The following is a 17,249-nucleotide window of genomic DNA, read 5'->3' as shown; positions in this document are numbered from 1 at the left end:
CCCCTCATCGGAAGGGAGGTGACGACATGGCAGTGATCGTTCCGAGTCAACAGGAGATCCAGGGCCCCGAGCCCGGCCGCCGACGGTATGGCATCTTCGATGCCGCTGTTCGGCCTGGTCCGCTGGGAAACGGGGTGATCGCGTCGGGGCTGACGTTCGCCGCTGAGGACTGTGGTGTCTCGGTGGTGCCGTACGACCCGACGTGTGCCGCGCCGCACCCGGAGAAGCCGTTCGCCCCGGGCACGGCGTTCGTGGAGTCGGCGCCGTACTGGCTGCTGACGACGTACCAGTGCGGAACGGTCGGCACCACTGCCGAGGACGTGCGACGCCGGGTCCGGCGCCGGTACGACGCGGGCGTGCAGTGGGCGGTCGAGCAGCAGATCTGGACCGGCGGCGGCATCACCGGCGTTCCGAACCTGTCGACCGCAGGCGCCACCGTCGTCGTGCCCACGGCCCCGGGCGCGGGTGCCGCGATCTCGGCGCTGGAGCAGGCGTTCCACGACCAACACGGCTACACCGGCGTCATCCACATCAACACGACCGCGCACGCGGCCGTGCAGTACGCGGGCCTGGTGGGAACGCAGGGCGGCGCCGGAACGATGCGGACCCCTCTGGGCAACGCGTGGTCGTTCGGCTCCGGCTACGGCGTCACCGGCCCCGCCGGGGCCGCGCCCGCGGCCGGGTTCGTGTGGGCGTTCATCACCCCGCAGGTCTACCTGTGGGAGACCCAGGTGAACCAGCCCGACCCCGTGCAGACGCTCGACCGCACGTTCAACCAGTGGATGGCGGTGGCCGAGTCTGTGTGGGCTCACGCGTGGGTCTGCGACACGGTCATGGCCGTGCAGGTCCCGGTCGCTGCCCCGGCAGTGGCCACGGCTCCGGCGGTGCCCGCATGAACGACTGGGTGACTGTACTCCCCGGCGAGGCCGGGGTGCAGAAGACCGCGATTGCCCTGCTGGCGGTCGCCGACGACCCGGACCACGTTCGTACGCAGCGGGGCGGGACCGAGTTCCTGGTCGCCCCGTACGTGGCCGACCGCTACAACACCGCGCGCGAGCCGGAACGCCGGCCGCGACGCCGCGCGAAGAAGGAGGATGACCATGGCAACTGAGTGTGTCCGTCTGGCGCGCGGCAAGCGCATGCGGCTGACCAAGCTCAACCAGTGCGGGACGGTGGTGAACGGCCCAAACTCGACCCTCACGGCCGAGGCCCTGGTGACCGGCACCCTGACCCCGAACTACGCCGACCCGTCCGAAATCAGCATCCTCAACGCCAACGGCGACGAATGCATCTCTGACCGGTCCGCGCCCGCGCTCAGGTGGATCGACATCTCCCTGAACGTGTGCACCTGGGACCCCACCATGATCAGCCTGATCACCGGTGACCCGCTGGTCCTCGACAACGCCGCGACGCCGAACGTGGTCGGCTGGTCCATCGACGCCGACCTCACCGGCTCCGCGTCGTTCGGCCTGGAGATCTGGTCCGGCATCACCGGCCAGGCCTGCGACCCGTCCGGGAACGTCAAGTACCAGTACTGGCTCCTGCCGTGGGTCAAGGACGCCCAGTGGGGCGAGTGGCTGCCCGCGCAGAACGACGGCATCACGGCCACCTGGACCGCCCGTGCGGTCCCGGGCGGCGAGTGGGGCGTCGGCCCGTACGACGACGTCCTCCGCGACGCCGTGACCCCGGCGACGCTGACGGCCCTCCTCACGCCGATCGGCGACACGGAGGTACTGCGGTCGATCACGACCTCGGCGCCGCTGCCGACGCCGGCGTGTGGCGCAACGGTGCTGCCCGTTCCGTAGCCGGACCGGGGTCCTGGCCGACGGCTCCCGGCCAGGACCCCCTCACCGTAGGGACCGAGGATGACGACCCCTGAACCGCCGGGCCCCTGCGAGTGGCCCATCGACACCAGTTGCTGCCCCGACTGGGACACGTACTCCGCCGAGGTGCAGGCCCGTGCGACGACGTTCGCCGTGGCCATCCTCGACGCGCTCACGGGCAGGCAGTTCGCGCAGTGCCCCGTCGCCTACCGGCCGTGCGGCCCGAAGTGCGCGTCGGGCCCCGGGTACATGTCGTGGCCGGTCGGCACTCCCGGCGTGTCCGCGGGCGGTGGTCCGTGGATGCTGCCGTACATCGATGCCGGGGTGTGGCGGAACTGCGGTTGCTCGGGCGGCTGCTCCTGCAGCGTGGCCTGTGAGGTTCCGTTCCCGACATCCGTGGCTTCGGTCACTTCAGTCACTGTCGACGGCCTGACCATCGCCCCGGCCGCCTACCGGCTGGACTCGTGGCGGGGCATCCCGCGGCTGGTCCGGATCGATGGGGAGTGCTGGCCGCAGTGCCAGGACATGAACGTCGAGCCCGGCGAAGTCGGTTCGTTCGTCATCACCTACCAGCCCGGCCGGCCCCTCCCGCTTGCAGGGCAGATCGCGGCGGGCGAGTTCGCGTGCGAGCTGGCCAAGGCCTGCGTCGGCGCCGAGTGTGCGTTGCCGCAGCAGATGGCGTCGCTGTCGCGGGCGGGGGTGGACATTCAGATGGTCGACCCCACCACGATCGCCGAGGAAGGCCTGACGGGGATCAAGAACGTGGATCTGTGGATCCGGTCGGTGAACCCGGCACGGCGGGCTCAGCGGTCGCGTGTGGCCTCCGTGGACACGTACAGGGGGAGGTTCTCGTGACGCAGGCCCTCAGCCTCGCGCAGCTCCTCGTCGGCTGCCTCGCCACCCAACTCCAGAACCCGCACCCGTGGCCGGTCCCGCCCGAGCGGGTCATGCTCCGCGCGGGTCAGCAGGTCATCCCGCTGCTCTCCTCGACCGGCGAGGACGAGTGCTGCCTCGGCCTCGGCTACGTCAGGATCGCCAGCGTGCAGGGCGTCCGCGACGTCACCGACCGCATGGCCGCCAGCGGCTGCTTCATGGCCGAGCGGACCCTGACGCTGGAGATGGGCGTGTACCGCTGCATGCCCACCCCCGACGCAGGGGCGATCGTCTCGGCGACGGAGTGGGACACCCTCGCGGCCAAACTCGACGCCGACTGGAAGGCCATGGAAGCTGCCGTTTGCTGTGCCTTCTCCGACCCTGACTCGCTGCGCATCGGCCCAGTGGCGGTCGGCCTGTACGAGCCTGTAGGCCCCGACGCGAACTGCCTCGGTGGCCGCATGACCGTGAACATCGTGATGGAGGCGTGCTGCTGATGACCCGCAAGAAGACCCCTCTCACCGAGTACCACCGTCGCGCCCGCATCCGGGTGCGGACCTCGTTCGACGGCTTCCGGCGAGGCGATGAGGCCGAGGTGCACGTGGACCCGGTCGTGGCCGGGTGGATTGAGATCGGCGTGGTGGAGATCGTCGAGGAGCTGGGAGGACCCGATGGCGAGGCTGAGGCTGGACAGGGCGGCGCTGAACCGGACGTTCTCGGCGACGAGCAGGCGTGAGGGGGATGCTGCGGCCCGGCAGGTCGTGGCGCGCGCCAAGGTGCTGGCGCCCGTCGACACCGGCCGGCTGCGGGCGTCGATCCGGGTCGAGCGGCGGTCGTTCTTCGGGCTGCGGCAGCGGTGGACGATCGGGTCGGATGTCGAGTACGCGCCGATGGTGAACGACGGCACCCGCCCACATCTGATCCGCCCTCGCCGCGCGCAGGTGCTCCGCTTCAAAGTCGGCGGGAAGACCGTCTTCGCCAAGGTCGTCCACCACCCCGGCACCAGGGCCCGCCCGTTCCTCGACCGCGCGCTGCGGGATGTGGCGCGTAACCGGGGCTACGACATCACCCAGAGATAGGCTTGCCCTATGGACGACACCAAGACGATCGCCGAGCCCACTCGCGTGGTGACCATCGGCGGAACCGAGTACCCCGTCACCGCACCCGACCAGGCCACCGCCGAACGCGTCGCCGTGGTCATGTCCCTCAACTCCCCCGGCGAGCTGAAGCTGAAGTCCGCCGGCATCCTCATCGCCGCATGCCTGGGCGAGGAGGCGTGGAAGGAAATCCTGTCCGCCTACCTCGACGGCGACGTCGACACGCAGGCCCTGTTCAACATCCTGAAGGGGATCGGCGACGCACTGGGGGTTCCGGACGCGGATGCCTGATGTCCTCGCTCCTCTCGCGCGGGGCCCGGTGCCGATACAGATCGGCGGCCAGGTCTTCGCTCTGGCGTGGCGTCCGGCGGCCGAGTGGACGACGGTGCGCACGGAGATGGACGTGATCCGACTCCTGCCGGAAGAGGACCAAGACGCGGTAGGCCGGATGATCCTCGACGGCGTCGCCGATCTCCGGACCCTGACGGACGCCGCGCACACCGTGCTGGCAATGGTGACAGGGCGCCGTTGGTGGGAGGGATTGCGCCTGCTGATGATGTCAGTGCAGCCCGAGACCCTCGGACACCTGGCCCTGGCAGGGGTGGATCCGTGGACGCGGTCGGCGTACGAGTGGTGCGCCGCCACCTACGCCCTGCACACCCGCAACGCGGACGAGAAGAACCGGATGCGGTTCGACTTCCAGCTGGGCATCCCGCCCCCGGGATACGAGGACGCATGGGACACCGACGGCGACGACCCCGAGGCCGTACAGACGGCACTCGCAGCATGGATGGGAGGGTGAGGTGGCCAGCGAGGCAGAGGTCGACCTTGTAGTCGATGCGGCCGGCGCCCTGCCGGATCTGGAGCGGCAGCTTCAGCGGATCGTCAGCAGCGCTGAGGCGTCTTCGCCGGAGATTGCCCTCGATGCCGGGCTCGACGCTCGCCGTACCCTGCGGGATCTGGATTCTGCGTTGGGCCGGGTCATCTCCGCTGTCGAGGCGGACCCGGACAGCACGATCGATGTCAGCGCCGCTGTCGACCAGCGCGCCGCCCTCCGTACTCTCGACGCTCAGATCGGCGCCGCTGTCGCCGCCGTGACCGCGGGTGCGCCGGCCGTCGACGTCGAGGCGGCACTGGACGTGTCGTCGGTGGCAGACCTCCGGCGAGATGTAGACAACGTTGTCGAGACGCTGACGCGGACCGCCGACCCGGTCGAGATCGAGGTCGACCTCGACCGGGGTATCGACGGGCAGCTCCGCCGCCTCACCTCCGGGCTCGACGGTGTCGGAGACCGCGCCAAGGGCGTCCTCGGCCCGCTGGGATCCATGGTCGGGACGGTCGCGAAGCTGGGCGCGACCGTCGGCGCCGCCGCGCCTGCGCTCGCGTCGGCTGCTGCCGCTATCCAGCAGCTCGGCCCGGCGGCCGGTGTGGCCGTGTCCGGCATGGTGACCATGAAGCTCGCGGCCGGCACGCTGAAGCTGGCCATGGCGGGTGTCGAGGACGCCGTGAAGAACGCGTTCGACCCGGATACGGACCCAGAGGTGCTGGCCAAGTCGATGGAGCGGCTGGCACCCAACGCCCGCAAGTTCGTGAGCGAACTTCGCGACATGCGTGGCGACCTCGTCGGCCTCCAGCAGGACGTCCAGAACGACGCTTTCGAAGGGCTCGACAAGACGTTGCGGACGCTGGCGGATTCGGCTTTCCCCGACGTCGCCAACGCGGTCCGCGGCGTGGGTGTGTCCCTGAACGAGATGGCGAAGAACGCGGCGGCGGGCGCGCTTGCCCTGGACGCCAACGGGGCCCTTGGGCAGGCGCTGAAGGGGTCGACGAAGGCACTCCAGAACCTTGAACAGGTCCCGAACGATCTGGTGGTCGGCCTGGGGTCTATCGCGGCGGCGGGTGCGCCGGCGCTGGATCGTCTGACGAAGGCTGCGGCGGGGGCCGCGGACAAAATCTCCGACAAGCTGGTGGCCGCGTTCCGGTCGGGTGCTCTGGAGGACGCGATCTCTGGGGCCATCGACAGCTTCGCTCAGCTTGGCCAGTCCGTTGGGAACATCCTCGCCGGTCTCAGGAACGTGATCTCCGGGCTGACAGTCGATGGCGCGGGGCTCTTCGAGACCATGGAGAAGGTCACCCAGGCGTTCGAGGACGCGACCGCGACGAAGGGGTTCCAGGACGCCATTGCCGCCCTGTCGCAGACGATGGCGCTGCTCGTCGATACGGCGCTTCCGCTACTGGTGTCGGCGTTGCAGCTGCTGGGACCCATCTTCGAGGCGCTGGCGGGGCCTGTGCAGACGCTGATCGAGGCGCTTGGTACCGCGCTGGCGCCGATCATCTCTGCCCTGGGCCCGGTGCTGACGGCGCTGGCCGACACGATCGGGAACCTGGTGCTGGTCTTCGTACCGTTCCTGGAGGTGATCGGGCAGCTGATCACGACCCTCCTCCCTGCCCTCCTCCCCTTGTTCGACGCCCTGTTCGTCATCTTCAGCCAGATCGCGCCGGCGGTGCAGCTGTTCGCGGAGATGCTGGGCCAGTTCCTGACGCCGATCATTCAGGCCTTGGGCCCGCTGCTGGACCTGGTCCTGGACCCGCTCGTCGAGCTGTACAGCGCGGTCTTCCCGGCGATCATCGAGGTGCTGCTGGCGTTGCAGCCGGGGCTGATCGCCCTGTCGCTGGCGCTGGTCGAGGTGCTGGAGGCGGCGGGACCGCTGATCCAGGCCGTCCTTCAGCTGGTGGTGGCGCTCGGGTCCGCGCTCGCGCCGGTGATCGCGCCGCTAGCGAAGCTGCTCCTGGGCCTGGTCAACGGTGCGTTGAAGATCGTGGCGGGCTTCATCACGACGGTCCTGGTGCCCGCCATCGAGATCCTGACCAAGCTCCTGCAAGGCCGATTCTCCGACGCCTGGAACCAGATCAAGGGCATCGTCAGCAACGTCGCGACCGCGGTGGTCGGGTTCGTCCGCAACATGGTCACCCAGTCCGTGCAGATCCTCGGCAGCCTGATGAAGCAGGGTGTGCAGGCCGCGACCGATTTGGCGGTCGGGTTCGGCCGGCAGATCCAGAAGCTAGTGGCTGACTCGGTCCGGTTCGTTGCCGAGCTTCCCGGGAAGATCGTCCAGCAGACGGCGCGCTTCGGGTCGCTGCTCATCCAGGCTGGTAAGGACATCATCCGGGGCCTCATCAACGGCCTGAAGTCCATGCTCGGTTCCCTGCTCAGCACGATCAGCGACATCGGCTCGCAGGCCGCGTCCGGCATCAAGGACTTCTTCGGGATCTCGTCGCCGTCGAAGCTGATGATGGGCTACGGCAAGGACGTCATGCGGGGCTTCATCATCGGCATCGCTGGGCAGGAAGGTGCCCTGAAGTCGCAGATGGATGGGATCGCGGCGATCGTGGCGCCGGGGTCGGGGCTGCGGGCGGCGGGGTTCGGTCCACTGTCGGTGCCGTCGTCCACGCTCGGTACGGCGGCCAGCCAGCCGGCCATCAACTTCCACTTCGGGAACGAGTTCCTGGCCCGCTACGTGGATGGGCGCGTGACCATGATTGACAACCGGACTCGCCGCACCGTGGCACAGGGAGTGAGGCGCTGATGGCCTGCGAACCGTTGTTCCTCACCGCCGACTTCACGGCCGCGCCGGGCACACAGACGTCCGCGATCCTGGAGTCGGGCCCGTCGGCGACCGGTCCGTGGACGTTCATGCGGGAGGTCGAGCTGACCGGGCAGGTCGGGGCGACGTACGACACCACCCCGTCGGACGGCATCCCCACGTGGTACCGGTGGACCGGTGATCCGGGCGGCACGACCATCGTGCAGGGGCCGATCACCCCCGCCTCGACCGGCGACGCGGTGTGCGTACGGGACCCGCTCCGCCCGTGGGCCAACCTGACGTTCGGCTTCTGCTCGACCCCCGAGGCCCTGACCGCGGCCGCCTGCGGAACGACCAGCGACCCGTTCGTGTGGGGCGGCTGGGGCTCCAAGGTTCGCCGCGCGGACGCCGGGCTCTTCGACCGGTTCGACTCCGAGACCCCGGCCGACGTGTACGGCCGACGCAAGAACCTCGACACCAGCATCAGGTTCCTGACCAAGACGAACGCCGCCAGGATCGCCGTCTACGACCTCTTCTCATGGGGCGGCCCCCTCCAGATCACGGCGCCCGCAGCATACGGGTGGGAGCCGTACACGGTGCAGCCCGGCGACCTCACCGAGGCCTACCTGTCGGACACCATCGACCAGCGGTGGCCACACCGCCTGTGGTCCGCACCCGCCACCGTCGTCGACGACTCGGCGGTCGGCCCGATCCAGGGAACCATCTGCGCGAACTGGTGCACCGTGGCGGAGACGTGGCCGACGTACGCAGACATGACCGCCGCCGGCGGAACGTGGCTGGACATCCTGGAGGGCGAGACGCAGTGCCCTGGGGGCGAGCCTGCGGAAGCCTTCCGGGACACGTTCACGCGGACCGTGGCGAGCGGGTGGGGAACGGCCGATACCGGGCAAGTGTGGTCGGTCATCCAGGGGACCACGGCGGACTTCTCGGTGGACGGGACCCGCGGCCTCCACACCCACGCCGCCATCGGCGCGTTCCACACCACGAGCGCGGAGTACTCGTCCCCGGACGCGACAATGCGGGCGAACTGGTCGATCAACCAAGTGCCCGCCGGGAACGGCATGGACATCCACTACACGCTCCGCACCCTGAACCCGACGAACTTCTACTCGGCCAGGATCTTCGTGGCTGCCGGTGGCGCCATCCAGCTGACCCTTCGGAAGGTTGTCGGTGGGGTGGAGAGCGCGTTGGCGACGCTGGCCACGGGCCTGACGTACACGGCGAACACCGTGTACACGGTCCGGTTCGCGGTACAGGGCACGTCGCTGATGGCCAAGGTGTGGCAGGTGTCCGGAACCGAGCCGGCGGCCTGGCAGGTGACGGCTGTCGACACCGACCTGACGCTGCCGGGCCGGGTCGGGTTCCGATCGTTGACGCGCGCGGGCCTGACGAACACCCCGCCGATCGTGTTCGCCTTCGACAACCTGGTGGTGACGCCCTGATGTGGCCCTCCACCCTCACCTACCAGGCCGCTCTTCGGGCGCCTCACCGGCGGTCGGTGCGTGTCGACGTGTACGACATCGACGGCCAGCCCCGAGCCCTCGGGCTCCGACCGTCAGCTGGCAGCGTCACGGCGTCCCTCACCAACCGAGTCACCCGCAGCGCCACGTTCACCCTCACCCGGGACGCCTACCCCCTCACCGCAGACGACGCCCTCTCACCCGAGTATGCCGTCGTCCACATCTCCGCCGGCATCCGCTACGGCACCAACCAGGAAGAGCTCTTCCCCCTGTTCGTGGGCCGGGTATGGGACGCGTCGCTACAACCGGACGGGCAGGTCTCGTTCTCCTGCGATGACCTGGCCGCTGATGTGGTGGCGTACCGGTTCGAGCAGCCGCGGACGACGACGGCGGGGATGACGCTGGCGGAGATCCGGCGCCTGATCCTGGAGGCTGTCCCGCAAGCCACGTTCGGTACGGACGACGTGGTGGACCAGCCAACGCCCTTGTCGCTGACATGGGACGAGGACCGCGGGCAGGCCCTGGACGACCTCGCCCAGTCCCTCGGTGGCCGCTGGTACGCCCTCGGCGACGGCCGGTTCGTGGTCCGCGCCTTCAACTACGCCCTCGGCCCGGTAGCGCAGGCCTTCGTCGACGGGCCGGGCGGCCTGCTCTTGGATGCCTCGGTGTCCCGTTCACGGTCTGGGGTGTCGAACAGCGTGGTGGTGGTGTCGGAGCGGGCGGACGGTACGACCCCAATTCGGGTACCGGCCCGGGACACGGCGACCACGTCACCGACGCGGTTCGGCGGCAAGTTCGGCCGGGTGTCGGAGATCATCAAGGTACAGACGCCGCTCAGCTTCCCGCAGGCTCAGACCCTCGCGGTCACGCAGCTACGCGCCGCCTCCGCACTCACCCAGCAGTGGAGCGCGGACGTCGTCCCGGACTACAGCATCGAGCCCGGCGACACCGGGGACCTGGCCTTCATGGGCCTACGCGACCGACAGATCATCGACAGCATCGACTACCCCCTCGACACCGAATCCCCGATGCGGATCGCCACCCGCGCCGGCGTGACAGGAGCGTGATGGACACCACCCCTCTCGGCTTGCCCTACCCGGAGTGCGACCCGCCCCGGGTGAAGGACCTGTCGGACGCGGGCCAGATTCGTGCTCTGGCTGAGGCTGTTGACGCGCTCACGCAGGCCACGGCCGACGACCTGAACGCGCAGTTGATCAGCCCGTTGGCGGCCCGGATGCGGGAGTCGGCGCCCTCGGCGTGGCCTGGCGGGACGGCGAACCCGAACCTGAACCAGACGGTCTTCGCGTCCGCCGGCATGGGTGACACGACGGCTGGCGGCATTCGGATCACGAAGACCGCTTGGTACCTGGTGGGCATGTACTCGCTGGTGATTGCCGGGTCGGGTACGGAGGTGGCGGCCCGCCCGAACATCCTCCGCAACGGCAGCAACATGATCTCGTACGGGGATGTCGGCCAGCAGGTGACCGTGACGGCAGGCGATGTGTACGTGTCGACGACCGTCCTCCTCACCGCGGGCGACCTGCTGAAGGTACGGATCGCGACGAACGGGGCTGCGGCGTACACGACGACGTCGCACCTGTGGGCACTCGAACTGTTGGGGGCGTGATGACCACCCCGAGCACTCCGATGGTCCTGGCGGCGCAGTCCGGTCCGTACGCCGAGTTCCGCATGGGTACGGTGGTGTCGTTCGCCACCAACCAGGCGGTCGTCAGCATCGGCGGCACCAACTTCTCCGCCGCCTACCTAGTAGGGGCGAGCTTCACCGCAGGCGATCTGGTGTACGTGTCCCGACAGGATGCATCGTGGGTGATCCATGGGGCGCTTGCGGGCGTCGGCCCGAACGAACTCATTGAGGACAATCCCTCCTTCGAGGACTCTGCCCCGGGCGCCGAGCCTGTGCTGTGGTTCCAGGCGAACGTCTCGGGCAGCTCGGGTGCGGTGGTGCAGGAGGTCACGGGCGCCCCGGATGGCACGCAGGTTGCCTCGGTCGGCACGACGGACACGGCCGCCGCGGTCCACTATCTCTACTCGCAGCCGATCCCGGTGACCTCAGGCTGGCAGTTCTCCGTGTCGGCGTCCGCTGCGGGCGACTACCAGCCGACAGACACCCCGACCGCGGACGCCGCGCTGGTCGCGTTGTGGTTCGCGAACAACACGGACTTGTGGCCGACGACGTCGTCGGCGGACACAGTCATCGTGTCCGCGGTGGACCTGGTGCAGCAGCCGCTGTACACGACCCTGTCGGGCACCGTGTCGGCGCCGGTCAGCGGGTACATGCGGCTGGCGCTCAGGTCGTCAACGGCAGGGCTTCAGCGGCTGTTCTGGGACAACGTGATCATGAGGAGAGTCTGATGCCGGGCACCACCCCGAGGGGCTACGAGTACCCGCTGTACGGCGATACGCAGAACGTACCAACGCAGGTGCAGGCTCTTGCCGAGGACATCGACGCCGACGTACAGAGCCTCTACACGGCGAACACCACGGCCCGTAACGCGCCAACCGCGTCGATCTCGTCCACCGGCATCCTGGCGACACCGTCCGGTGCACTGACGACGATGACGTTCACCGACGAGCTGTACGACAACGCTGGCATGGTCAACCTCGGCGTGAACAACACCATCATCACGATCCCCCAGACCGGCCTGTACCTCGTGTCGGGGACCGTGACGTTCAACATCGCTGCGAGCACGACCCCGCTTGCGTGTGCACTGTTCCTGCGCTCGGTGGGTGGACTCGTGCCGGACATCTCCACGGTGACGAAAGCGCTGGGCTCACCACAGACCAGCCTGTCGATGGTGTCACTGACCCGGTGCAACGCCGGCGAGACGATCAGCCTAGCCACGCAGCACAACTACACGAGCCCGATCGATGTGTCCCCTGCCAGGCTGTACGTGACGAAGGTGGCGCCCTGATGCCCGGATCTACTGTGAACCGCGCGTACCCCTACCCCGTGCCGGGCGATCCCGTCGACGTGGCGGGCGACATCCAGGCCTTGGCCGAGGCCGTCGACGCAGACCTTCAGACGCTTCAGTCGATTGTGGGGCCGCGGCCGATGGCCCGGGTACGGGGAGTCACGCCGGTGACGACGGAGGGGCCGACGGCGGATTTCGCGGAGCTGCCGTTGGAACTGGTCGACTTCAACGTGGGTGGTGCCATTGCTCCGCTGACCAGTGGTCGTGTGCAGGTGCTGTTGCCGGGGATGTGGATGGTGGTGTCCACGTACATCTACGCGCAGCCTGCCGGCCCGAACGTGGCGTCGATCGGTGTCGACTTGATGGATACGGTGGCGAACACGGAGATCGGCCGGTCGAACACCCACCTGTTCCCGACGGGGACGGAGCATCAGCGGATCATGGACGTGTCCGGGATGAAGTTGGTGGTGCCGGGTGTGTCGGCCACGTTGCATCTGCGGGCGGAGACGCGCCGGTTCGCGGGGGCGGGCACGGCGGTGACGTTCCGGGACCGGACGATGACGCTGCTGCGGATGACGGAGTCGTGATGCGCCGCTACCTGATCGACCTGTCCGAGCGGACGCTGGGGGCGTTCGCTGCCGTGCTGCTGGCCCAGCTTCCGAGCCGCGGGTTCGACGTCCGTACGTGGCCGTGGGGCGACTCCCTGTCGTTCGCCGGCGGGGTGGCCCTGGTGGTGCTGCTCGGCGGGGTGGCGGCCCGCTACCGGGGCGACCGGGAGTCGGCGGGGTTCACGAAGCGATGAAGCCTCCTCCTTCGGGAGGGGGCGGCTTCGTCATGTCCGAGGTCAGGCGGCCGGGTCCGGATACGCGATCCTCAGCCCGGGAACCTCCTGTGCGACACGGGCGACGACGGCCCGGTTCCACGAAGCCGGGAAGGGAATCTCCGGGTGCGCGGCGTGGTACTCGGCGTCGTCTCGGTAGGTGAGGACACCGGGGTCCGGGAGGTCCATCAGCTGTTCGATGATGCCGCTGACGAATTCCCCCGTGCGCCGCTCCAGGTCCTCCACTTCCAGGCGCACTCCGTCAGGGATGGGGTACTTACCCTGCTCCCAGTGGCGGACGGTGCGCGGGGAGACCCCGAGGTGGCTGGCGAGCCAGTCGCCGGTGAGGCCGAGGAACTCGCGGACGACCTTCAGTTCGGCGGGAGTCATGCGCTCGTCTTCGGGCATGCCGGGCGGGTCGGTGTAGTCGGGCACCGCTATCTCTCCAGGACGGAGCCCTCGGCGCGAGGCCGAGGGCTTGGTGGGCGGCGGACGGTCAGGCGAGGCCGGCCAGGACCCTGGCCTCGATCTCGGGCAGGCGGTTCATGACGGTCTCGACGGCCTGCTTGAGGAGCGCGTCCAGGTCACCGAGGACGGCGGCGTCGCCGACCGGGTACTGGAGCTCGCTGGTGTCGATCAGCCAGTAGTGGCTCTCCGGCAGGAGGGCCTCGAAGGCGTCCACCTCGGCGTCGATCAGGGCGTCTACCAGGGCGGACTCCTGCTCACTGGTGAGCTCGCCGTTGTTGATGGTGTTGTACCAGCCGTCGGCGACGTAGTCCCGGCTGAACTTGTAGCCGAGGGAGTAGCTCGTGGTGGTGGGCATGTCCGGTTCCTTCCGGTGGAGTCTGGGGCTGTTCCCCTGATCGCACATCAAACTCTAGCTTCCTAAATTAGGAAGCGCAAGACGATCGCCCCCTCTGCCGTGGCGGAGGGGGCGGCTTTGTCATGCCCGGGGAGGCTCGGGCAGCCGGGCCACGAACGCGCCGATGCCCGGTTCCATGTACGCGAGGCCCGCGTTACGCAGCTCGCGGAGGACACGGGTCGCGGTCACCCGACTGATACCCGTCTCCAGGACGATCTCGTGCACCGACGGCAGGCGCGTCCCCGGCGGGTACGTGCCGTCATCGATCCGCTCCTCCAGCAGCGCGTACACCTGCCGCCACCTGGGGATATCCGGAGTCCAGTCCATGCCGGGGACGCTAGGACCGCTACGTCGTCTAGGCGACATCAGACCACCTAGTCCACCCATCCCCCCTATGACACCTATGACAGTCCATGTACTGTGAGCTACACGACAGACCCCCGCGACCACGCGAATGGCCCGGGGGTACGGACGACACCCTCGGGAGGTCTCGTCATGGCCCACGCTACCCCGCCTGTACCTGCCCGTACAGGCGGACGCATCTCCGGCGTATGCACCCTCGACTTCGGGCACCCGCACTGCTCGCCCGGCCCCGTCTACGTGGACGGCATCGAGGTGCTACCGCAGTCCTGCTACTGCGACTGCCACAGCAAGCCGAAGAAGGTCCGCCGGTGAAGACGTGCGTCCGCTGCGGCTACCCGATCAAGGGCCGGGCCACTGAGATCGTTCCGTTCTCCTCGTCGGGGGCGAAGCCGACGACGTACCGGCACCCGACCGACGCCGGCTGCAACACGGCTACGCGCGAGGTCGGGCCGGGCGCCACGATCACGTCCCGCCTGAGCCGGTACCTCGGCACCTGAGACTCCTGTCCGCGGGCGTTCACACGCCGATCGCCCGCGGGCAGGTTCATCGCACCAGATCTGTCATGTCGACGCCGAGTGCCTCCGCTACGAGCAGCAGCTCGGAGAACCGGGGGTCACGTTCACCGCGCTCGTAGCGCTGGATGCTGCGGCGTTCCATGCCGATCCTGTCGGCGAGGTCGTCCTGCGATAAGCCGGCGGATCTTCTGAGATCTCCGATGCGCTGGCCTAGGGTCTGTCTTCGACTGATGACCCAGTCGGGGTGGGGGGTTCTGCGTGTCGGCACGACCTAACCGTTGAGGTCATGATCTTCGACGTCAGTACCCAAACGGTCGCTTCTCGTGGCAGCGTTACGCAGCGGCCCGTCCTCGATCTCGGGGTCGGGCCGCTGTCGCGTATCTGAGGGGTCGTAGGCGGATGTTCCAGCAGGTCACCCCTACCTAAGCTTTCCGGAAGCGTTCCGGTCGGGGCCCGAATTCCGGGATCCTTCCGTAGTTTCATGAAGCTTCACGTGACGTCTTGAAGCACCACGAAACGGGTTCCGTAGCAGGTCAGACCCCCTATAGGTCTCTGACCTGCCTAGGCGCTCTCGGCCTGGAACATCCACGAGTGATGTCCCGAACTACCCGCTGACCTGCCGCAACACACCCTGACGCCTCCTCGATTCCGGAATCCTTCCGCCCTGCTGCGGAGATTCCTCCTCCAGGGCAGTCTCACCCGGCTCAGCCCACGCCGCATCCAGAACGTCCCGGGTCTTCTCCTCCGCCTCGGCGAACAGGTGAGCGTACGTCCGTAGCGTCGTCATGACGTCCTTGTGGCCAAGGCGCTTCTGAACGACCTTCGGGTTCTCCCCGCCGGCGATGAGCACAGAGGCGTAGTGGTGGCGCAGCTCGTGCCAGTGCCTCGGCTGCACCTTCGCCTTCTTGCAGGTGGACTTGAGGGCGTAGTCGAGGGTCGACTCACCGATCAGTCCGCCGTCCGCCATGACGAAGATCAGCCCCTCGCTCTCACCGTCGGCTCGCGGGGGGTACTTCTTGACGTAGGCCGCGAGCAGGTCGACCGTGCGTTGCGACAGGGGGAGCGTGCGCAGGCCGGCGCCGGTCTTGAGCTCGGCGAAGTACATGCCGACGCCCTTCTCGTAGACGAGCTGCTGGTTGACGAGCATGGTGCGTCGGAGGAAGTCGATGCGGTCGAGGCGGAGTCCGCGGATCTCGCCGGAACGGAGGCCGGTCAGGGCGTTGAGCTCGATCATCGCGGCCCAGCGGTCGTCGTAGGCGTTGGTGATGAGCTGCCGTACCTCGGCGACGTCCGGTGGCTGGGTGGCCTTCTCCTCGGCGGCGGGTGCGGGGATCCGTTCGAAGGGGCTGACCGGAATGACACGGTCGATGACCGCCAGGCGGAAGATCCCGCGGACGTACCTGGACACGCGGTTCGGGTAGGTGCCCTTGAGCTTGTACTTGCTGATGAGCTGCTGCTGCCAGGCGCCGGCTTCGGAGGGCTTGATGGATCGGATCTCCCGGTTGCCCCATTCGGGTACGAGGTAGCGCTTGAGAACGCCTTCGTACTCGGTGCGGCTGCGGCTGTTGATGTTCAGGGACGGCAGCCAAGTGTCCAGGGAGAACCGTTCGACGGTGACACGGCCGGCCTTGGGGTCGAGCCAGGAGCCGGTCTGCTTGGCGGCTTCCTGCTTGACGATCTCGGCTTCGGCCTCGGTCTTGGTGCGGTGGAGCGAGGTGATCTCGCGGCCGTTGGGGTCGTCGTAGCGAGCCTGCCAGCGCTTGCCCTTGCCGTGGGCCTTGGATGCGACGAGCCCTTTGTGCTCGCCGCATTCGGGCTCGTCAGGGCCAGGCTTCTTCTTGTGCCAGCGGTCGGCGACGTACCCCATTCAGTGCCCCCAGGGTGGTTCCGGCGTCGAAGCCGGCGGCGACCAGCGCCAGTCCTGCTTGGGCGCGGAGCTCGGGGTCGTGCGCGGCGGCGACGTTGATGACGGCGGTGGGTCGCCCGTTGATGCGGGTGGTGAAGGCGGCGATCCTGCGCCCGAGGTTAGCGGTTATGAGCGGACCGGGTTCGGGCATGGTGCACCCCCGTGCGTAGGCGACCTGGAGCGGGTGGCTCCGGTGTGGGGAGCATATGCCGTGTGACCACTTGGTCGCTATGAGTGTGCACAAATCGTTGAAGGTTGTACGCCAAACGTCGCTAGATCAGGCCGTGTTGACGCAAAACGTCCAGCGCGGCCTTCGTGGCTGCCTTGATCTCGGCGGCGGTCGCCTGGTCGGAGGCGCGTACGAACGCGTGGGTGAGGTCGGACTCCAGCCGTTCCGCGTCGACTTCGGCCTGGACATCGACGTCGCGCCACTCACCCGGGGGCGCCTTGCCTTCGAGGACGTCGTCGATCCAGGTGTCGGGTAGGCCGAGTGCCTTGACGATGGGGGGAAGCGACTGAGGCATGCGCGCCTTGGGGGGTACGCCGCTTTCGGCGTTCTGCACGCTGCCAAGGGAGACGCCGGCGGCGGCGGCGAGGTCTTCCTGGCGTAGGCCCTGGGCCTGTCGCTTGGTGGCGATGGCCTTGGCGAGCCGTGCCCACGCATGGGGGTCGCGGTTCATGGCGGCCTCTCCTCTATCACTCCGTTGCGTCCTGCCCGACGCTCGCTAGGCACCGATAGGCACCGTTAGGCAACAGGGTAGACGGTGATCAACGACCGTGCGAGGGCGCATACCCGCCGCTTTACCCAAAGAACAACTGAGCGCATCCAGGCGACCACAGGACGTGTTTCATTGAGCTTCATTGAGTTTCACGTTGCTTCGTTGAGTCTCGTTATGTATCGTCTTCCATGTGCAGCCCGATGGACGTGAAATCCGACGGCAGCGCGAGGAACGCGGCTACGGCCTGCGCAGATTCGCCAAAGCCGCCCAAAT

At 68.3% G+C, this 17,249-nt stretch carries 26 protein-coding genes; 19 read left to right on the top strand and 7 right to left on the bottom strand.

Annotation, left to right across the window (positions count from 1 at the left end):
* Window positions 1-26 precede the first annotated feature (26 nt).
* The 17 genes from IG98_RS0141355 to IG98_RS0141275 are packed head-to-tail and all read left to right on the top strand — an operon-like array spanning window position 27 to window position 12,593.
* On the top strand, window positions 27-896 hold the full coding sequence (locus IG98_RS0141355; protein WP_157594822.1) for a hypothetical protein: 870 nt from the start codon (window positions 27-29) through the stop codon (window positions 894-896).
* Complete coding sequence (locus tag IG98_RS0141350; protein WP_030684295.1) at window positions 893-1,111, top strand: hypothetical protein; 219 nt, start codon at window positions 893-895, stop codon at window positions 1,109-1,111. Before IG98_RS0141355 ends, IG98_RS0141350 begins: the two co-directional genes overlap by 4 nt.
* On the top strand, window positions 1,101-1,805 hold the full coding sequence (locus tag IG98_RS0141345) for a hypothetical protein (RefSeq protein WP_157594821.1): 705 nt from the start codon (window positions 1,101-1,103) through the stop codon (window positions 1,803-1,805). The genes IG98_RS0141350 and IG98_RS0141345 overlap by 11 nt, the downstream gene beginning before the upstream one ends.
* Window positions 1,806-1,865: 60 nt before the next feature.
* Window positions 1,866-2,678 (top strand): hypothetical protein, encoded by an 813-nt coding sequence (locus IG98_RS0141340; RefSeq protein ID WP_030684290.1) that lies wholly within the window; start codon window positions 1,866-1,868, stop codon window positions 2,676-2,678.
* A complete protein-coding gene (locus IG98_RS0141335; RefSeq protein ID WP_030684289.1) occupies window positions 2,675-3,193 on the top strand; it encodes a hypothetical protein in 519 nt (172 codons plus the stop codon). The genes IG98_RS0141340 and IG98_RS0141335 overlap by 4 nt, the downstream gene beginning before the upstream one ends.
* Complete coding sequence (locus IG98_RS0141330) at window positions 3,184-3,432, top strand: hypothetical protein (protein ID WP_030684287.1); 249 nt, start codon at window positions 3,184-3,186, stop codon at window positions 3,430-3,432. Before IG98_RS0141335 ends, IG98_RS0141330 begins: the two co-directional genes overlap by 10 nt.
* Complete coding sequence (locus tag IG98_RS0141325; protein WP_030684284.1) at window positions 3,368-3,775, top strand: HK97 gp10 family phage protein; 408 nt, start codon at window positions 3,368-3,370, stop codon at window positions 3,773-3,775. Before IG98_RS0141330 ends, IG98_RS0141325 begins: the two co-directional genes overlap by 65 nt.
* Before the next feature lie 9 nt (window positions 3,776-3,784).
* Window positions 3,785-4,084 carry a hypothetical protein gene (locus IG98_RS0141320; RefSeq protein ID WP_030684283.1) on the top strand — a complete coding sequence of 100 codons (300 nt, stop codon included), beginning with the start codon at window positions 3,785-3,787 and terminating at the stop codon, window positions 4,082-4,084.
* Entirely contained in the window at window positions 4,077-4,595 is a 519-nt protein-coding gene (locus IG98_RS0141315; protein WP_030684281.1) for a hypothetical protein, read from the top strand. The genes IG98_RS0141320 and IG98_RS0141315 overlap by 8 nt, the downstream gene beginning before the upstream one ends.
* Window position 4,596: 1 nt before the next feature.
* Window positions 4,597-7,380, top strand: coding sequence for a phage tail protein (locus IG98_RS0141310; RefSeq protein WP_030684279.1), 2,784 nt, complete (start codon window positions 4,597-4,599; stop codon window positions 7,378-7,380).
* Window positions 7,380-8,840 carry a hypothetical protein gene (locus IG98_RS52195; protein ID WP_030684277.1) on the top strand — a complete coding sequence of 487 codons (1,461 nt, stop codon included), beginning with the start codon at window positions 7,380-7,382 and terminating at the stop codon, window positions 8,838-8,840. Before IG98_RS0141310 ends, IG98_RS52195 begins: the two co-directional genes overlap by 1 nt.
* A 56-nt stretch (window positions 8,841-8,896) precedes the next feature.
* Entirely contained in the window at window positions 8,897-9,925 is a 1,029-nt protein-coding gene (locus tag IG98_RS52190; protein ID WP_211264342.1) for a DUF5047 domain-containing protein, read from the top strand.
* Window positions 9,925-10,485: a hypothetical protein gene (locus IG98_RS0141295; protein ID WP_030684273.1), complete on the top strand. Its 561-nt coding sequence runs from the start codon at window positions 9,925-9,927 to the stop codon at window positions 10,483-10,485. The genes IG98_RS52190 and IG98_RS0141295 overlap by 1 nt, the downstream gene beginning before the upstream one ends.
* Window positions 10,485-11,231 (top strand): hypothetical protein, encoded by a 747-nt coding sequence (locus IG98_RS0141290; RefSeq protein ID WP_157594819.1) that lies wholly within the window; start codon window positions 10,485-10,487, stop codon window positions 11,229-11,231. Before IG98_RS0141295 ends, IG98_RS0141290 begins: the two co-directional genes overlap by 1 nt.
* Complete coding sequence (locus IG98_RS0141285; RefSeq protein ID WP_030684269.1) at window positions 11,231-11,791, top strand: hypothetical protein; 561 nt, start codon at window positions 11,231-11,233, stop codon at window positions 11,789-11,791. The genes IG98_RS0141290 and IG98_RS0141285 overlap by 1 nt, the downstream gene beginning before the upstream one ends.
* A 38-nt stretch (window positions 11,792-11,829) precedes the next feature.
* The gene (locus IG98_RS0141280; protein ID WP_157594818.1) at window positions 11,830-12,378 is read left to right on the top strand and encodes a hypothetical protein; all 549 of its coding nucleotides are present in this window, start codon (window positions 11,830-11,832) and stop codon (window positions 12,376-12,378) included.
* Window positions 12,378-12,593 (top strand): hypothetical protein, encoded by a 216-nt coding sequence (locus IG98_RS0141275; protein ID WP_030684265.1) that lies wholly within the window; start codon window positions 12,378-12,380, stop codon window positions 12,591-12,593. Before IG98_RS0141280 ends, IG98_RS0141275 begins: the two co-directional genes overlap by 1 nt.
* A gap of 42 nt (window positions 12,594-12,635) precedes the next feature.
* Here IG98_RS0141275 and IG98_RS0141270 read toward each other — a convergent pair whose 3' ends face one another.
* The 3 genes from IG98_RS0141270 to IG98_RS0141260 all read right to left on the bottom strand — a co-directional run bounded on the left by IG98_RS0141270 (window position 12,636) and on the right by IG98_RS0141260 (window position 13,800).
* Window positions 12,636-13,046 carry an Aca2/YdiL-like domain-containing protein gene (locus IG98_RS0141270; protein WP_078890983.1) on the bottom strand — a complete coding sequence of 137 codons (411 nt, stop codon included), beginning with the start codon at window positions 13,044-13,046 and terminating at the stop codon, window positions 12,636-12,638.
* A 61-nt stretch (window positions 13,047-13,107) separates the two neighbouring features.
* A complete protein-coding gene (locus IG98_RS0141265) occupies window positions 13,108-13,434 on the bottom strand; it encodes a hypothetical protein (protein WP_030684259.1) in 327 nt (108 codons plus the stop codon).
* A 120-nt stretch (window positions 13,435-13,554) separates the two neighbouring features.
* Window positions 13,555-13,800 (bottom strand): GntR family transcriptional regulator, encoded by a 246-nt coding sequence (locus IG98_RS0141260; protein ID WP_211264341.1) that lies wholly within the window; start codon window positions 13,798-13,800, stop codon window positions 13,555-13,557.
* Between the two features lie 168 nt (window positions 13,801-13,968).
* Between IG98_RS0141260 and IG98_RS51535 the strand changes: the two genes are divergently transcribed.
* Both IG98_RS51535 and IG98_RS51530 read left to right on the top strand, forming a co-directional pair.
* Window positions 13,969-14,148: a hypothetical protein gene (locus IG98_RS51535; RefSeq protein ID WP_157594817.1), complete on the top strand. Its 180-nt coding sequence runs from the start codon at window positions 13,969-13,971 to the stop codon at window positions 14,146-14,148.
* Window positions 14,145-14,333 carry a hypothetical protein gene (locus tag IG98_RS51530; RefSeq protein WP_030684255.1) on the top strand — a complete coding sequence of 63 codons (189 nt, stop codon included), beginning with the start codon at window positions 14,145-14,147 and terminating at the stop codon, window positions 14,331-14,333. Before IG98_RS51535 ends, IG98_RS51530 begins: the two co-directional genes overlap by 4 nt.
* Before the next feature lie 46 nt (window positions 14,334-14,379).
* On the opposite strand, the gene IG98_RS0141250 is transcribed toward IG98_RS51530, so the two are convergent.
* The 4 genes from IG98_RS0141250 to IG98_RS0141240 form a co-directional block, all read right to left on the bottom strand.
* On the bottom strand, window positions 14,380-14,619 hold the full coding sequence (locus IG98_RS0141250) for a helix-turn-helix domain-containing protein (protein ID WP_030684253.1): 240 nt from the start codon (window positions 14,617-14,619) through the stop codon (window positions 14,380-14,382).
* A gap of 336 nt (window positions 14,620-14,955) precedes the next feature.
* Window positions 14,956-16,218, bottom strand: a complete 1,263-nt coding sequence (locus IG98_RS0141245; protein ID WP_030684251.1) for a tyrosine-type recombinase/integrase — start codon at window positions 16,216-16,218, stop codon at window positions 14,956-14,958.
* On the bottom strand, window positions 16,172-16,408 hold the full coding sequence (locus tag IG98_RS51525; protein ID WP_157594816.1) for a hypothetical protein: 237 nt from the start codon (window positions 16,406-16,408) through the stop codon (window positions 16,172-16,174). Before IG98_RS51525 ends, IG98_RS0141245 begins: the two co-directional genes overlap by 47 nt.
* A 121-nt stretch (window positions 16,409-16,529) precedes the next feature.
* On the bottom strand, window positions 16,530-16,937 hold the full coding sequence (locus IG98_RS0141240) for a helix-turn-helix domain-containing protein (RefSeq protein WP_030684249.1): 408 nt from the start codon (window positions 16,935-16,937) through the stop codon (window positions 16,530-16,532).
* Between the last annotated feature and the right edge of the window lie 312 nt (window positions 16,938-17,249).

Origin of the sequence: Streptosporangium amethystogenes (assembly GCF_000721075.1) — a bacterium.
GTDB lineage: Bacteria > Actinomycetota > Actinomycetes > Streptosporangiales > Streptosporangiaceae > Streptosporangium > Streptosporangium amethystogenes.
Note: the sequence above shows the minus strand (reverse complement) of the source record. Positions and strands in the feature narration are given on the sequence as shown.

Bases quoted from the DNA above. Each gene is read 5' to 3' on its own strand.
- IG98_RS0141355 (WP_157594822.1), top strand. From the start codon at position 27: ATGGCAGTGATCGTTCCGAGTCAACAGGAGATCCAGGGCCCCGAGCCC.
- IG98_RS0141350 (WP_030684295.1), top strand. From the start codon at position 893: ATGAACGACTGGGTGACTGTACTCCCCGGCGAGGCCGGGGTGCAGAAG.
- IG98_RS0141345 (WP_157594821.1), top strand. From the start codon at position 1,101: ATGGCAACTGAGTGTGTCCGTCTGGCGCGCGGCAAGCGCATGCGGCTG.
- IG98_RS0141340 (WP_030684290.1), top strand. From the start codon at position 1,866: ATGACGACCCCTGAACCGCCGGGCCCCTGCGAGTGGCCCATCGACACC.
- IG98_RS0141325 (WP_030684284.1), top strand. From the start codon at position 3,368: ATGGCGAGGCTGAGGCTGGACAGGGCGGCGCTGAACCGGACGTTCTCG.
- IG98_RS0141320 (WP_030684283.1), top strand. From the start codon at position 3,785: ATGGACGACACCAAGACGATCGCCGAGCCCACTCGCGTGGTGACCATC.
- IG98_RS0141315 (WP_030684281.1), top strand. From the start codon at position 4,077: ATGCCTGATGTCCTCGCTCCTCTCGCGCGGGGCCCGGTGCCGATACAG.
- IG98_RS52195 (WP_030684277.1), top strand. From the start codon at position 7,380: ATGGCCTGCGAACCGTTGTTCCTCACCGCCGACTTCACGGCCGCGCCG.
- IG98_RS0141295 (WP_030684273.1), top strand. From the start codon at position 9,925: ATGGACACCACCCCTCTCGGCTTGCCCTACCCGGAGTGCGACCCGCCC.
- IG98_RS0141290 (WP_157594819.1), top strand. From the start codon at position 10,485: ATGACCACCCCGAGCACTCCGATGGTCCTGGCGGCGCAGTCCGGTCCG.
- IG98_RS0141285 (WP_030684269.1), top strand. From the start codon at position 11,231: ATGCCGGGCACCACCCCGAGGGGCTACGAGTACCCGCTGTACGGCGAT.
- IG98_RS0141275 (WP_030684265.1), top strand. From the start codon at position 12,378: ATGCGCCGCTACCTGATCGACCTGTCCGAGCGGACGCTGGGGGCGTTC.
- IG98_RS0141265 (WP_030684259.1), bottom strand. From the start codon at position 13,434: ATGCCCACCACCACGAGCTACTCCCTCGGCTACAAGTTCAGCCGGGAC.
- IG98_RS0141260 (WP_211264341.1), bottom strand. From the start codon at position 13,800: ATGGACTGGACTCCGGATATCCCCAGGTGGCGGCAGGTGTACGCGCTG.
- IG98_RS51535 (WP_157594817.1), top strand. From the start codon at position 13,969: ATGGCCCACGCTACCCCGCCTGTACCTGCCCGTACAGGCGGACGCATC.
- IG98_RS0141245 (WP_030684251.1), bottom strand. From the start codon at position 16,218: ATGGGGTACGTCGCCGACCGCTGGCACAAGAAGAAGCCTGGCCCTGAC.
- IG98_RS51525 (WP_157594816.1), bottom strand. From the start codon at position 16,408: ATGCCCGAACCCGGTCCGCTCATAACCGCTAACCTCGGGCGCAGGATC.
- IG98_RS0141240 (WP_030684249.1), bottom strand. From the start codon at position 16,937: ATGAACCGCGACCCCCATGCGTGGGCACGGCTCGCCAAGGCCATCGCC.